The sequence below is a fragment of the Rhizobium leguminosarum genome, from assembly GCF_002953715.1.
Lineage (GTDB): Bacteria > Pseudomonadota > Alphaproteobacteria > Rhizobiales > Rhizobiaceae > Rhizobium > Rhizobium leguminosarum_V.
Genome location: NZ_CP025015.1, coordinates 460,654 through 475,352, shown reverse-complemented (window position 1 = coordinate 475,352; position 14,699 = coordinate 460,654). Strand labels below are relative to the sequence as shown.

11 protein-coding genes and 1 pseudogene are annotated in these 14,699 nt (G+C 55.8%); 8 read left to right on the top strand and 4 right to left on the bottom strand.

Translation table 11 applies throughout. The features are described from left to right. The first annotated feature begins 6 nt into the window (after positions 1-6). The 3 genes and pseudogenes from CUJ84_RS34545 (at position 7) to CUJ84_RS34535 (ending at position 3,466) form a co-directional block, all read left to right on the top strand. Complete coding sequence (locus CUJ84_RS34545; protein ID WP_105009963.1) at positions 7-1,692, top strand: hydrogenase maturation protein; 1,686 nt, start codon at positions 7-9, stop codon at positions 1,690-1,692. After that, positions 1,689-2,841 (top strand): annotated as a pseudogene (locus CUJ84_RS34540) (sigma-54-dependent transcriptional regulator); the annotation flags it as partial. The gene CUJ84_RS34545 and the pseudogene CUJ84_RS34540, both read left to right, overlap by 4 nt. Before the next feature lie 406 nt (positions 2,842-3,247). Beyond that, positions 3,248-3,466: a transposase gene (locus tag CUJ84_RS34535; protein WP_168301133.1), complete on the top strand. Its 219-nt coding sequence runs from the start codon at positions 3,248-3,250 to the stop codon at positions 3,464-3,466. A gap of 329 nt (positions 3,467-3,795) precedes the next feature. Here the strand turns inward: CUJ84_RS34535 and CUJ84_RS34530 are convergent, their stop codons facing one another. Further along, on the bottom strand, positions 3,796-5,070 hold the full coding sequence (locus tag CUJ84_RS34530; RefSeq protein ID WP_105009961.1) for an ROK family protein: 1,275 nt from the start codon (positions 5,068-5,070) through the stop codon (positions 3,796-3,798). A 459-nt stretch (positions 5,071-5,529) separates the two neighbouring features. Between CUJ84_RS34530 and CUJ84_RS34525 the strand changes: the two genes are divergently transcribed. The 5 genes from CUJ84_RS34525 (at position 5,530) to CUJ84_RS34505 (ending at position 10,966) form a co-directional block, all read left to right on the top strand. Continuing rightward, positions 5,530-6,816, top strand: coding sequence for a DegT/DnrJ/EryC1/StrS family aminotransferase (locus CUJ84_RS34525; protein WP_105009960.1), 1,287 nt, complete (start codon positions 5,530-5,532; stop codon positions 6,814-6,816). A 140-nt stretch (positions 6,817-6,956) separates the two neighbouring features. Next, positions 6,957-7,628 (top strand): HAD family hydrolase, encoded by a 672-nt coding sequence (locus CUJ84_RS34520; protein WP_105009959.1) that lies wholly within the window; start codon positions 6,957-6,959, stop codon positions 7,626-7,628. 154 nt (positions 7,629-7,782) lie between these two features. Beyond that, on the top strand, positions 7,783-8,304 hold the full coding sequence (locus tag CUJ84_RS34515; protein WP_245457636.1) for a GNAT family N-acetyltransferase: 522 nt from the start codon (positions 7,783-7,785) through the stop codon (positions 8,302-8,304). A 334-nt stretch (positions 8,305-8,638) separates the two neighbouring features. Continuing rightward, positions 8,639-9,847: a glycerophosphodiester phosphodiesterase family protein gene (locus CUJ84_RS34510; RefSeq protein ID WP_245457635.1), complete on the top strand. Its 1,209-nt coding sequence runs from the start codon at positions 8,639-8,641 to the stop codon at positions 9,845-9,847. Between the two features lie 36 nt (positions 9,848-9,883). Next, positions 9,884-10,966, top strand: a complete 1,083-nt coding sequence (locus tag CUJ84_RS34505; RefSeq protein ID WP_432444929.1) for a hypothetical protein — start codon at positions 9,884-9,886, stop codon at positions 10,964-10,966. Between the two features lie 340 nt (positions 10,967-11,306). Here the strand turns inward: CUJ84_RS34505 and CUJ84_RS39100 are convergent, their stop codons facing one another. The 3 genes from CUJ84_RS39100 to CUJ84_RS38160 all read right to left on the bottom strand — a co-directional run bounded on the left by CUJ84_RS39100 (position 11,307) and on the right by CUJ84_RS38160 (position 13,884). After that, positions 11,307-11,729, bottom strand: a complete 423-nt coding sequence (locus CUJ84_RS39100) for a hypothetical protein (protein ID WP_245457634.1) — start codon at positions 11,727-11,729, stop codon at positions 11,307-11,309. Positions 11,730-12,260: 531 nt separating this feature from the next. Next, positions 12,261-12,974, bottom strand: coding sequence for a GntR family transcriptional regulator (locus tag CUJ84_RS34495; RefSeq protein ID WP_105009957.1), 714 nt, complete (start codon positions 12,972-12,974; stop codon positions 12,261-12,263). Between the two features lie 205 nt (positions 12,975-13,179). Further along, positions 13,180-13,884 (bottom strand): hypothetical protein, encoded by a 705-nt coding sequence (locus CUJ84_RS38160; RefSeq protein ID WP_158687010.1) that lies wholly within the window; start codon positions 13,882-13,884, stop codon positions 13,180-13,182. Positions 13,885-14,699 lie beyond the last annotated feature (815 nt).

Sequence of the window (14,699 nt, the reverse complement as noted above, 5' to 3'; positions counted from 1 at the left end):
CGGACGATGCGCATCCTGCTTCTCTGCCACAGCTTCAACTCGCTCTCCCAGCGCTTGCATGTCGATCTGAGGCGGGCAGGACACGAAGTGTCGGTCGAACTTGACATCCATGACGACCTCACCCGCGAGGCCGTCGCACTCTTCTCGCCGCATCTCATAATTGCCCCCTTCCTCAAGCGGCCGATCCCGGCCGACGTCTGGCGCCGGACGCTCTGTCTGATCGTTCATCCAGGCATCCGGGGCGACAAGGGACCGAGTGCGCTTGACTGGGCGATCCTCGAAAGCGAGGCGCGCTGGGGCGTGACGCTGATCGAGGCCCGGGAAGAAATGGATGCCGGCCCCGTCTGGGCGTGGCGGGAGTTCCCGATGCGCCCCGCGCGGAAATCGAGCCTCTATCGCCGCGAGGTAACGGAGGCCGCCACCGCCTGCGTCTTCGAGGCGCTCGGTCGCATCGAGCGCGGGGAAGGTCCGGTCATGCCGGCCAATTGGGGCCGCGGGCGCGAGCGGTCCGCTTGCTGGAAGTCCGACCGCATGCTCGATCCCGCGCTTCATTCCGCCGAGGAAGCGCTCCGGATAATCCGGGCCTCGGACGGAGATCCCGGCGCGTTGCTGACGATCATCGGCCAGACATTCCTGGTGTTCGACGCCGAGCCAGCGGAGGGGCTTGCGGGGCCGCCCGGCACTCTGGTCGGACGGTCACGGCAGGCGGTGGCCATGGCCTTCCGCGAAGGCGCGCTTTGGGTCGCCCATCTTCGCCGGCCGGAAGCGCGGAGCCTGAAACTGCCGGCGCTGCGGCTTCTTGGGGTAGACGCGGACGTTCTGCCGATCGTGGCGCGGCCGCAACCCTGCCGCTACCGCGAGGAGAATGGTGTCGGCGTCCTCGAGTTCCGCTTCCACAACGGTGCGATGTCGTCGGAGGATTGTGATATTTTGCGGGAAGCGATCGTGACGGCGAAGGCGCGTGCGCTTCCGGTTCTTGTGCTGCAGGGCGACGCGGATTGCTGGTCGAACGGCATCCATCTCGGCATCATCGAGAGCGCCGACAGCGCCGCCGACGAATCTTGGCGCAACATTAACGCGATGAACGAGCTGGTGCGCGAGATCATCGTGACCGACGATCGGCTGGTGATCGCCGCCGTGCTCGGCAATGCCGGCGCCGGCGGCGTCTTCCTTTCGCTCGCTGCCGACGAGGTGTGGATGCGCGAGGGCGTCATTCTTAATCCGCATTACAAGGACATGGGCAATCTTTACGGTTCGGAATACTGGACCTATCTCCTGCCCGCCCGCGTCGGCGAGGATCGCGCCCGCCGCGTAATGCAGGCGAGGCTGCCGATGGGGATCGACGAGGCCCTTGAGTTTGGGCTCGCGACTCGGCGCCTGCCGGGCAATATCGACGCTGCCGAGCAGGTATTGCACCGCGCCGTCGCGGAACTCGCGGCGTCTCCCGAACTTGCCGGACGCATTGCCGCCAAGCAGGCACGGCGCGGCCGCGACGAGGCCGAGAAACCGCTTGCCGCCTATCGCGAGGAGGAATTGCGGCGCATGCGGCGCAATTTCTACGGCTTCGATCCGAGCTATCACGTGGCGCGCTACAACTTTATCCGCAAGACGCCCAAGTCGCGCACGCCCCTCACGCTCGCGATCCACCGTGCAACCGGCGACGAGGCTGACCGCGGGAGGACCATGCGATGACGAACCCGCACGCTACCGTTCTCGTCGTCGATGACGAGGTGCGCTCGATCGAGGCGATTCAGCGGGTTCTGTCCGACGAATTCGAGGTCATCGGCGCGCGCAACGCCAAGGAAGCCGAGGAAGTGCTGGAAGGCGAGATGGTGCAGGTGATCTTGTGCGACCAGCGCATGCCCGGCGAATCCGGCGTCGAATTCTTGAAGCGCGTGCGCGAACTCTGGCCTGACACGATCCGCATCATCATTTCCGGCTACACCGATTCCAGCGACATTATCGAGGGCGTCAACAATGCCGGCATCTACCAATATATCACCAAGCCGTGGAGCCCCGACAAACTGATCGACTGCGTTCGCGAAAGCGCCAATCTCTGGCGTCTGCAGCACGAGTCACCGATATGCGCATCGAGGTGAAGCCGGCGAGCGAGGCGCTCAAGAAGGTCATCAGCGATCGCCGCCGCAGCCAGAGCCAGTCCTTCGGCTTCGACCGCATCGTTCACCGCGGCGACAGCCCGCTGGTCGGCCCCATCACACTCGCCCGCCGCGCCGCGCGCTACGATGTCTCGGTCCTCATTACCGGTGCCTCGGGGACCGGCAAGGAATTGCTGGCGCGCGCCATCCATCAGGAATCGGCCCGAGCCGAAAAATCCTTTGTTGTGGAGAATTGCGGCGCCCTTCCGGATGACCTGCTCGAAAGCGAGCTCTTTGGCTGCAAGAAGGGCGCCTATACCGGCGCCTATCAGGATCGTATCGGCCTTTTCGAACTCGCCGACAGCGGCACGATCTTTCTCGACGAGATCGGCGAAACCTCGCCCGCCTTCAAGGTCAAGCTGCTGCGCGTATTGCAGGAGGGCGGGATCCGGCCGCTGGGCGCCCTGCGGCCACGCAAGGTCAATGTCCGGGTGATCTCGGCCACCAACCGCAACCTGCTCGCCGAGGTGGCGGCCGGCCGGTTTCGTCGCGACCTCATTACCGGCTCGCGGCCTTTCCGATCCACATGCCGGCGCTCAAGGACCGGGTGGAGGACATTCCCGCGATCGCAGCGCGGATCCTTACACAGATCAACAAGTCGTTCAACCGGCAAGTCGCCGGCTTCCACCCCCGGACACTCGACCTCATGACGGCTTACGGGTGGCCGGGTAATGTGCGCGAGCTGTACTCTCCATGGAGAAACTCCCTTCGCTCGTCCATGGAAAGCCGATCACAGATTAGGGCGAAGAGAGGAATGTGGGAGTGGAACACCGGTTACCGCTGAGGTCGAGCGCAAGCCCGACATCACCATGCCGGAACCGGCTGACAAGCTTGATGGCACGGATGGTGTTCGGGTTCCACTCGTCACTGTCGCGTGTCCTGGTGGCCCACGGGCTCACATATTAAACAAGCCCTGATGGCGTCGAACGCGCACGCGCGACGGTGCGGCTGGACCGTGACGTCTGGATCGGCAAGCGTCAGCCACGAATGCGACTGGAACCGCATCGTCTTTTGTTCAATGACGAAACATCCGTGAACACGAAGATGGTCCGGCTACGTGGTCACGCTGCCTGCGCGGCGAACAATTGCGAATGGATGCTCCGTTCGCGCATTGGGGGACGCAGACCTTCATCGCAGCATTGCGCTGTTACGGCCTGACCGCGCCGTGGATCATCCATCACGCCATGAACCGCGTCTCGTTCGAGACCTATGTCCAGACACAGCTCTCGCCAACGCTTGAACCCGGTGATCTCGTCATCCTCGACAACCTCGTCGTTCACAAAAGCACACAGCGCGGCACAGGCCGTTAAACGAGGAGCCGGGCTACTGTTTCTGCCGCCCTACAGCCCGATCTCAATCCCATGGAGATGCATTTTCCAAGATCAAGGCTGACCTGCGCGCCGCAGCCGCAAGAACCTTCGATGCCCTCTCCGACGCTCTCGCTCAATCTGCAATCTCTTCAACAGAACCGAATGCTGGAACTATCTCAAAGCCCCAGGATATGCGTCCGATTAAGCGTACGGTGCTTTAGGTTCGAAAGCCACCAATAAGAACTACCTACCGTCTGCCAGATGCTTTCAAAGGCAGCCCACCTTGGCGCCACTTAAGACGTTTCCTGAGGATCGTATTGCGGAGGCCATTAGATGACAAAATTCAGCAATTCAGAAAGAAGCAGACTGGCGGCACCGCGTAAAGCCGCCAGGCATTCGCTATCTCCGAAAGCAAGGGCAATTTCATCGCCCGGGCGATGGAATACCAATTCCCGGAAGCTTTCCTGGATTAGATGAAGCATGGGGTTTCCCCCTCGTACGATGTCGCCGTGAATAACGATAAAATTGGGCGCCATGAACTGCTGGAGGTTCGCCAGGCCGACCGAAATGTTGAACGCGTAGTCGCGAAGTAATTCTCGTGCGCCTGGGACGTCGTCGTTGGCCAGAGTCAATAATCGGCTCACATCCAGGGAGTGCGGTTGTGGCAACCGCCTAACCTTGGCCTCGTCCGTTAACCACTTCGAGCCGGCGATTGTTTCCCAGCATCCACGTCGGCCGCACTGGCATATCCGACCTTTGATGTCTACGGTCGTATGACCGATTTCGCCGCCTGCACCTGCGGGTCCCCGATAGAGATGCCCATCAAGGTAAAGCGCTCCACCCAAAGTCTCGCCGATATGGACGGAGGCGAAGTTTCTCCGACCGCGGCCTTGTCCAAACCATCGGTCCCCAACCAGCAAGGCTCTGGTATCCTGATCGACACACACGGTAACGCCGAACCTTTTGTGCAACTCGGCTTCGAGCGGTAAGCCGTCCAGGAATGGCCCGAGACTGGCGGTCACGATTGTGCCCGTCTCCGTATTGATCATTCCTGCAACTGCTACACCTATCCCTAAGATCGGTTTGCCAGATGCGATGGTTTCTTCGACACAGGTGCTTATAATTCGGAATGCGTCGGTGGGGCGTGTAAGGTTCTTCGGAAAATCGGCGGCGTGTTGAGCATAGACCTTGCCCTCCAAAGAGACCAAACAAGCACTCACGCGGTCGTGCATCAGGAGCACCGCGCATATTGGCCTTGCATCCTTGGAAAACCACAACTTGGTAGCCGGCTTGCCGCCTGCTTCGTTGGGAGGTATCACCTCTCCTTCCGCAAGAACACCCTGATCGATCAGGGGCTGCACAATCCCTCCGATAGTCCCTCGAGTCACACCCGCAAGGCGGGCCAGGTCCGCCCTGCTGGATGGCCCTATGTCGTACAAGGCTTGCAGCAATCGGCCCCGATTCGCAGGGCCCAAGGTTCGCGTTGGAATCAGTTTTTGGGCCGGTACTATACCCTTAGCGCTCTCATCTTTATGGCGATCGTCAGAACTGCCCTCACTTTCTCCCAGTCGGTGAGCTTCGAGTCTTCTTATCAAAGAGTCCATAGCATCCAATCCTGTTGGCCGAACCAATTGCGCCGCCAACGGCCAGCACTATCAGGGGGCTAACCGCTTCTTCGCAATCTGGTGAGGCTTGGGTTATGATCTGGGGGCCATGTGCTGTTCTTCCAACGCATCTTATGATCGGCACCTGGCGTTTACGGGAAACTTTGGCCGGTTCCCGTCCCAAGCCTTCATTCAGTGATCTTAGTTGTCCGCCCAATCGTTAAAAACTATTGAAATATCCCAAGCGCTCCGTGCAGAAGCTGACCAAGGTGACGCCCAAGCAGCTGCCTGACCATACACGACAGAATCGAATATTATACTTATTTTATCTCGCGTATCTTGAATATAATTTAGCATATACTTTTTTATATACTTATTTTGAGCTATCATACCTGGGAAAGCAGTGCTAGCGTTTGTGTGGGCTGATCAGCATTCTAATGAGCATGATTGGAGATCGAGATGAACGGATTCGGTGCACTACGGCTCATAACTCGCAACGCAACTGGTGCTTTCTCAGTCGAGAAGCTCGCCGTTTTCGGTGGGAAGCCTGTGGTCCCCCAGGGACGTGTTACACCTTGGCCCGCCGCGGAGAAGAAGCACTCGGATGCCCTGCGTGGAGTTGTGGATGGTGGAAGATATCACCGCGTTAATCATCCAATTGTGAGCGGTTTGGAGGAAAGCCTTGCAAGGTGGACCGGGAAGTGGCAAGTGCGCGCTGTCGGCAGCGGAACGGCAGCCATTCACATCGAGCTCGACTACGTCAAAGAGCGAGGCGAGCAAGTTGTTACCGCAGCATTGAATTGGCCGGGAGCGGTAGGGCCAATCACGATCAGCGGTCTTCAACCCGCCTTCGTTGATGTCGACATGAACTTGGCCGGGATTGATCAGCGCGCCGCCGCTGAAGAGTTCGGCCCCAACGTGGCTGCAGTTTTAGTCACTCACCTTTTCGGAAACAATGTTCTCGTCCCCGACGCGAGGTCTGCAGCGCGAGCTCAAGGCATTGCTGTGATCGACGACATCTGCCAATCGATCGGCGCCGCGAAACCAATCGTCGACGGTGCGCATCTTGATGCAGACGCACTCGCTCTATCCGGAAACGGCGCCAAGCACCTTGGGGCTGGGGAGCTAGGATTTGTCATCACGGAAGACGCCAACTTGATTGCACATGTTGATCGCGTATCGCTGTCCAGCTCGTCTCGGAGCGGAGCGCGAATATTCTCGCCCTATTCCCAAGGGTACAACTACAGGCCCAACGTATTCTCTTCATCTATAGCGAACTTGCGGGTCACTGAGATGGATACGCAACTGCAAATCCGAAGAGACAATAGCAAGCTTTTATGGGAGATGATCAGCGAGCTTGTGGGTATATTTCCTCTTTTCAACCCATCTGACTGCGACCATTCGATGCTCAACTTTCCCCTCCGGATCGAACCTGCGGCACTTGGCTTCGCGCCAGGCCCGGCTGCAAGGGATTTCGTGGTGAAATCGCTGCAGGCCGAAGGCGTGCCTATCTGTGTTTGGCTCACGAAGCCCGTATTCGAATATCTTCCAGACATTCGCGACAACTGGAAGGCCGCCGATTTTCCAAATACAGTGAAACTCTTGGATACGATGTTTTACGTTTCCGAGATTGCGCCACCCAACGATGGCGAATTGATGAAGCTTTATGCAGAGGCGTTTCACAAGGTTTGGAATGCTCTTCATAAGCAAGGTCCGAAGGTCGCCGCAGGAGCAATTTCTGGCTGAGCCCCGCGCGTCGCACCAATTTCCCAGTGCCGCAATGGTCAACATCCGATCCTTTTCAATCATACTTTGCTCAATGCCCGGAAGATTGAAAGCTGCGCTGGGACAAAACTCAGAGCGATTCTACAACGAGGACTCCTTGTATGTCTTTTTCAAAAAGTCCGGAATTACTGATCTTCGACTGCGACGGGGTTCTCGTCGATAGCGAGCTTATCGCAACCAGGGTGCACATCGAAGCTTTGGCGAAATGTGGCTATATCATATCCGCTGAAGAGTATAACGATCGCTTCATAGGAATGACTGACCAGCAAAGTTATTCAGTCATAGAATCCGAGGGCGGCTTGCGCCTACCGGAGGATCATCATGAACGTGTGATGGCCGAAGTTGCAAATCGATATGCTCGTGATCTGCGTGCAACCAGCGGCGTTCGGCAAACCTTGGAAGCTATCAATTTAAGGAAGTGCGTGGCGTCGAACAGTGATGCTGCGAAGCTCTGCTTGGCTCTTAAAGTCACAGACCTGCATGATTTCTTTTCGCCCCATGTCTTCAGCGCTTCGCAAGTTGCGCGTGGTAAGCCAGCGCCGGATCTCTTTCTGTTTGCAGCACAGAATATGAACACACCGGCTGGCAGTTGTCTCGTTATTGAAGACAGCGTTGCTGGAACTCAGGCGGCAGTGGCAGCCGGGATGATGGTGATTGGCTTCGTGGGTGGCTCTCATTGCCTTGCTGGGCATGGAGACAAACTGATGGAGGCAGGTGCCACAAAGCTGTTTAGCCGCATGACGGCGTTGCCACAAATCTTAGCAGCTTTGTGATCACGCAGTTGCGCTCAGGCGAAGCGTCTTGAATCGCAGCGTCACCGTCCAGGATATATCGTGGGATCCGATAGCATCGGTTGGTGCACGGGCTTCACCTCAAATTGACCGATCCTCGCTCGATTGCTCGGCCCGCCAGAAGAATGGAGATACTATGACCGCGAAACCAATGGTAGCTGCAACTCCGGTAACGATCGAGTACCTAGAAAGACTTCCGAAATTCATTTCGATTTGCGCAAGTTGGACTTTCGGACAATGGGGTTGTCAATCAAATGGCTCGTACGAACAAACGCGGGGCGAGTTTGAAGCAGCAACAAAAAATTCGATACCGCTAACATTGATTGCCATTGAAAACGCATTGCCGGTTGGGATGGTCACGTTGGCTGATCGTGATTTCGATGGAAAATCTCATCTATCCCCGTGGCTTAAGTCGCTCTTTGTCCATCCATTTCACCGCAAGAAAGGGATAGCCACCTTGTTGATCGAGCGGCTGGAGCACGAAGCATCGCGCCTCGGCTACAAAAGCCTTTTCTTGATAACGGAGGACGCGCGTGTTCTTTACGAAAAGAGCGGCTGGCAGGCAATTGATTGCGTCCAAACACCCCATGGCGCAGCAGCTTTGATGGTGAAAACCCTGCCAACGCCTCCTCACCTGAGAACCGCTGCACCAGGATGAAAATGATCGTGCCGAGCTCCAAGCTGCTTTCACCGAAACTCTCTCAACCTTTGAGCACGCTATGTCGCAACCCGGCAACGCAACGCCTTTGTTGGGCGCCGCTTTTATGGATCGTCTTGATGTCGGACAGCCTGTTATTACAGCCATAGAGCAAGGGGTGAACCCGGCGGTCGGCTAACAAATCCCATCGCGCAGCGAGGGCATCTCCCCTCTTTCGTTCCCAGCCCAGGCCTTAGCCACTGCTGAGGCGGTTCGTGCTGTTGCAAAAAGCCCCAGGAACAGGCCGTACAACTAGCGAGCTACCCAAATTCTCATCGAAAGGTTCTGAAACCTTATGCACACCAGCAACAACGTAGCATCAGCGATCCTAAATTCTTACGCCTCGCGTTTTGGTTACCTCGGCGGCCGACGGGATCTGCGGGCATCGCTCATTTTGACTTCTTTTTTTGCTTTCGCTATTCCATCCTGTGCCGAAGCAGAGGCGCTGCTTCCGGTAAAGCCTTCACCATATCTTGTAAGTGCGATTACAAGAAACATGTTTAAGCTGCCGAAACCCGACGATGACTTGGTCCTGCTATCTGCGCACCGCGGATCTTGGGAGATCTATCCCGAGAATTCAGCCTATGCCTTGCAAGACGCCTGGAATTCGCAGATCGAGAGCGTGGAAGTCGATGCCCGCTTCACCGCTGACAATGAAGTCGTTCTATCTCACGACTACAGGATTGAGCGCGAGTCAACTGGAAGCGGCCTATTATATAATCAGAACTTTTCGCAGCTACGACAGGCCGATCTACGGGACCGACATGGCCGCGTTTTTACGGATTCACAAGGGCGAAAGGCGAAGTTCCTAACGTTCTCTGCCGCGCTCGATCTACTCGCCCAATATGTCTCCGATGATGGTCATGGCTACGTGATGATCGTCGATATCAAGGCGGCAGTCGATGATCAGGACCCTACTGATTCCATCGAGCTCATGCAACGCTGCCTTGACATTCTCGCGACCAAGGGAAATGCGAAACTCAGCAAAGCCGTTGTATTCAAGCTCAAAGCAAAGGATGCGGTGGATGTCGGCACGATTTTAAATCGGACGACCTACGACCCCAACCTCGTTGGCGGGCTAATTGTCGTCGAAAACCCGGATGACGAGAATGTGAAGGATTCCAGCTACGATCCCCACGAGGACTCAATCTACGATCAATGGAATGTGGCGCCGTTCTCCATTCAGTTTGAAATGAACCAATTCTATAAAGGTGACGGTCTGCAGGCATATTTCGACTATATCGACCAGAAGCAGGGCTTCGCCACCTATCACGAAAGTAACTATTTTCCAGAGGGCGTCGCCAACAGCGCCGGAAAATGCTGCTTCGACCACAACACGGATCCGAAATCGACCGCTCAACGAGGGATCGTACCAGATTACCGAGGAGATCCGGAGATGGCGATCGTCAATCGTACCAATCTTATCACCACTGATTGGCCCGACGTAGTCGGCGATATGTTGCGCCAGATAGGGCGCCGCAACACCACCGAGCTCACGCGCTAGCGCAAGACCTCCGCTTCCAAAAACGGGATTGTTTTGATGAATAATGGAATGAAATTCTTCCTATTGTTTTCCACGCTGGGCTGTCTTGTCGCTGGCGAAGGGCAAGGGGCATCATGCACCAATGAAGCCAATTGTCTTAGAAGCGCGTCGGACAAAGTATCTCAGACGCTCACACCGAAGGTAGTGCCAATTTTCGGGGAATTTCCAAAGCTGTACATCCACGACTCGGCGGCAGAAGCGGATTATCCGGTGCCCGAAGATACGAGGCAGGCATTTGACTTCTATACCAACAAGACTTCCTTCAACTTTCCACCGCACGCGTCAATCGTGACTAGTCAAAGCGCGTCGATCAGACCGGACACGGGGTTCACTGTCCTTTTGGTCGAAAAGACCCGTGAAAATACCGCTCCTAATGGCGGTAGCGCCCTATCGCTTCTAAGTTCTAATTCGAACGATGCTTACCTATCATTCGCGTTGGGAGCCACGCCCAATCCGAATGGTCAAAAGTGGTCTTTTGCGAAAAGCCTGCTTCAAAGCGACATGGCGTCTATTGCATGGTGGCAGAAGCCCTGGGATTTGAACGTCGTGGGGCCAACAGGGGCATTCTCCGGCACAGAGTGGATTTACTATACCTTTACTCCAGACGGCAAAGTGCGCATCGACCGTTTTGCGCCGTATACCTATTTTCTAGCTTTTACAGCTTACCAATGGGATGAGGCAGTGCTCGACAGTGGGTTTCCGCATTCTCCTTTCAGCTCTGGTACGCCAGCCGATCGTCCGAAATCCGTGATTTTCGGATCGGTTGGACCATGGGTTATTGGCGCTGCAGCCGCGCCCGGTCAGGCGTCGCCCATGATTGAGCCAATAGAGGCGTTGCCGGGATTTGAGGGAGCGACGATCTTCTCGACCCCGATGTCGATAAAAGAAGTTGTAGCGTATCAGAACTCCCTGAAGAGGAGCGACTTTCTCGACGTCAACATGCTGCCCTGCAACAGCGGCCAGTACCTTTCCGGCGAGATAAGGACTCCCTGCGGCACGGCTCGTCCTGGCAATCCTCCGTCGAATGTAAAATCGGTGGCTGGTGATGCGATCCGCACCAATATCGAACGCTTTGAATAGCGATGTTGGACGACTCTCATTTGTTCCAACGGCGATCAGACGCCATCAGTTTCAGCTACCGCGATGCCGCAATCCCGGCCGCTTGCGAACCGAATGTCTGACCAGATCGGGCAAAGATGGTAACCACTCAAGCATTGAAAATCGCCGCGCTAAGATATTCTAGAACCATAGCAGGATTAAGCCGTCTTCAATTTCTTGAGCATTGCAGCAGTGAGATTTTCTCCGGCGCGGCCCCAGGTGGCCGGCGTACGATCCTCAAAATCGTGTCGACTGCGAGATCCGTCTCGCGAAATGCCATCTGACCCGCTAAGCGACTTGAGCGTAGGTCCTCGTCCAGCCCTTATTCATCTTTGGCCCAGCCCTTGCTGTCGGCTGTCTTCGCGAGGAGGAATGCATAACACCTGCTGATCTCGTCCAGCTTTCTCACTAACTCGCCGTCCGATCCACCGAGCAAAGTTTGATAGCACTCGCCTCTTGTTGACCTCTGCCAATCATTCCCAATAAAGCGCGCGGTCGCATTGCCGAGGGAAGAAACCATTGGTTTGGGGCCGCCAAACGATACGGCTGCGCGTCTCAATCCGTCTTGGAAGCTTGCGTCATCGAGTCCGCTATAAGGCTTTCCTTCGGAATTCGTTGCATTAAGGAAGATCTGCTCGTCACCGACTACGCCATATCCGCCGCCCAAGCCGTTTTTCGGTGCGTCCGCTGCCTCAAAGAATCTCTGCGCGACGGTGGCGCTAAGGCTGCCTTGCGGAAACCGCACGAAAACAAGGCCCGTCTTACCTGCCGTGTCGTTGAGGTGAGATGCAAGGACGATATTGGCGGAAGACGTAGCCTAGGGAGCCGGCAAGTCGATCCGCCGCGGCGTCATCGAGATCACCCTCGGTCTGAAGCGATGCATTGGTTTTGAGGCGATACCCGCCTGGCGTAACCTCTGTCCTCAAGGTCGCAGCTTCGATCCCGCTGGCTGTTATTATCTTTGGCACAATGTCTTTTGAGACTTCGGCTGAAAACGTCGCTCGATCATCATAGCTGGCCTGGGCAAGCCGCGGCAAATGGAAACCTGCGGAGGGCGTTGCCCGATAGGACACGAGCAACTTTCGCTTTGCCAACGCTGTATTCTGGAATGCTGAAGGGATGGTGGCAGCCTCTTTGATTTGGCAACATAATTAAAATGCTGGTAGGTAATGCCGACGTCGGCTTTTGGGCCCGCAGCAGTCGCAGATATGCGCGGCACTCGACAAGATCCTTCAGGTTCGTTGATTAGGATTCGTCGAGATGACGCTATACGATGTCACAAAGTTTTCGCGGGCCCCGGAAAACCTGTTAATCCACGTTCGTTCACCTCTTGTACAATCCTAGAGACGGCACCCTGTTCTAGATCAAGGTGGTTCATCAACGCGGACTCCACCAGGGTCGTTGCCGTGCCTAGTTCAGACATTGCGGCAATTAGCTTCTCGAGGCTTTCGACAAACGCGGGCCGAAGTTCCGACGCAGTTATTTCCATTCGCAGAGGGTGAGTGCAAAAACAGAATCGGTGGACGATTTTGCAAGCCTCACAATTTGATGCGTCTTGGGCGATTTTAGTGAATATCGCTTCTGCCCTTAAGGCAAGCTCGTCAGGGGACAATTTATCCGTCACGGTCCAGCCCTCTGGGACCTGCGGCCGCATTCGATTTAACGCCGAGATCAGGATCTCAGGTCCGACAACATACAAATCTAACAGAGTTCTTTCCGACATCGGCCTCGTGAAAAAGCCTCTTTGAGGGATGTATTGGATCTTCCCTTCAGCTGCAAGCCGCTGAAGCGCTTCGCGAACTGGCGTTCGACCAAGATCGAGCTTAGACGCTAGATCCTGTTCCCTGAGATGTTGTCCCGGCACACGACCGTTACTGTGGAGAATTTGTCGAATAGCATCGTAGGCAATATCGGCCTTTGCCGGTTCTGGTTCAGTAGAAAAATTTGGGTCAACCCCAGGACGTCGGGGCGCGTTTTTGCAACACCGCATTTGATAGTTTTCCTCTGTCGATATCCTTCAAGGACCCTACAGGAGCTTCTTGCATTGAGACCGGACGGTCGCTTCGAATTAAAGGTCGAACTAGTCGGCCCTTCCAATACCGGCACCGCGTTTCCCGCCCGAACCAGATACGGCATCAACCACCTGTATTACAGCCGCGGCCGTAATTGGCAGCTATCGCATTCTGCCACTAATTTCAATGCCATAGGCACAAGGCTGCGTCGGGATGGCGCGCTGGTCCGATGTCTACCGCCTGTCGTATTTCGCGTAAGCGGCCGGCTTTAAGCGAACCGTGTCTCCAGGGCCCGCAAGTGCCATCAATGTGGTGGCAGTTTTCGAAATCAACATGTTCATGATAGTTCTTTGGTGGACGTGTGTCGGCCTCATCGTCAATGAGCAATTTTTCCGATCGGCTATTCCTATCAACCAACCGATAATAGGCATCGGGGGTGTTGAAGTATCCGCGGTTCGCGAGAGCCTCGACTTGTCCATCAGTAGCGATGGTTTCGCCGTTGTCAGAATCACCTCCAGCGCAATCAAAGACAAGTTCAGATTTTGAAAACCATGTGACCTGGCCCATTCGTTCCGGTTCGTGGCTGGTGGCGAGAAGTGCCTTGGTTAGGCCCAGGCCTATGCTTGCCTCGTGTTTGGCAGATGGTTGTTGCAATGTCGGCAATTTTTCAAGGCTCGGCTCCATGCCGGTCACCACGGGAGGGTTAACCCGATAGTATCTTCCGCTATCTGCGACTTCGCGAAGCGCATTCACATGGTCGTTCCGTGCGGCCGGACAGCGTATAGCACCCCGTGGAGCAACCACACGTACGCCATCGAGGAAGGCGAGCCTCATTTCCGGGCTATCGCGCCTGGCTTTGTTTGGATGCATTTTGTCACGTCGGTTCATCTAGGCCTCCCGTCGCTGACCAGGGTAGTCCCCCTGGCGCGTGTTGAGCAGGTCTAGACGGCGCTCCGCCATAGATCAATATATAGCAATAATATATTTTTTTATATATTTGGCCAATCGCACAAGCGTAGATTTATACCTTAGCAATCGACTACAAAACTCGAAATGACATAGTATTGCGCATACACGCTGAAGGTTTGATTGAGTCCGCGAATGTTCGAGCTGACAATCTCTGTTGGTGATGGCCAAAGCTCGAAGTGGTCACGTACGGCTATGACTCCCTCAAGCAGCACGAAAAGTTCCCCTCTATCTGACAACTCCGAAATGTTGGTCGGATTGAGTATTTCGTCACCATCGCGCCGATCGCCAGTGAGTTGAATTTATTGGTAGAATCGGAGTCTCGAAGGAGACACTTCCATCGCTCTTGTATTGAAGGTCGAACACAGATCGCTGACAGGAGAACGCGTGGGAAGAACACCGGTTACGCCGAAGTCGGTTTACTCGGGCCACCATTATATTCGACCGGCACAAAAAAGCGTTCTCGGCAGGTCGGAAACGATGACATCCTGGCTCCCTTGCGGTGGATCCGACTAGTTTCGCTGGGCGAGCGACACACCGCAAAGCAAAAACGAACGGCATTCTTATCGCGCCAGTCACCGGCGCTCGCTCCCGGACCATTGACTTTTATCCCCGCGACACAGGCGGTCTCATAGCCACAACACGTGGCTGCCGTCGAAACAAGTTCGACGACAACCACGCTGCCTTGGGAGGCGAGAGGTTTTCCCGACAATCCGGTCTTCCCGATGAGGTAGCAG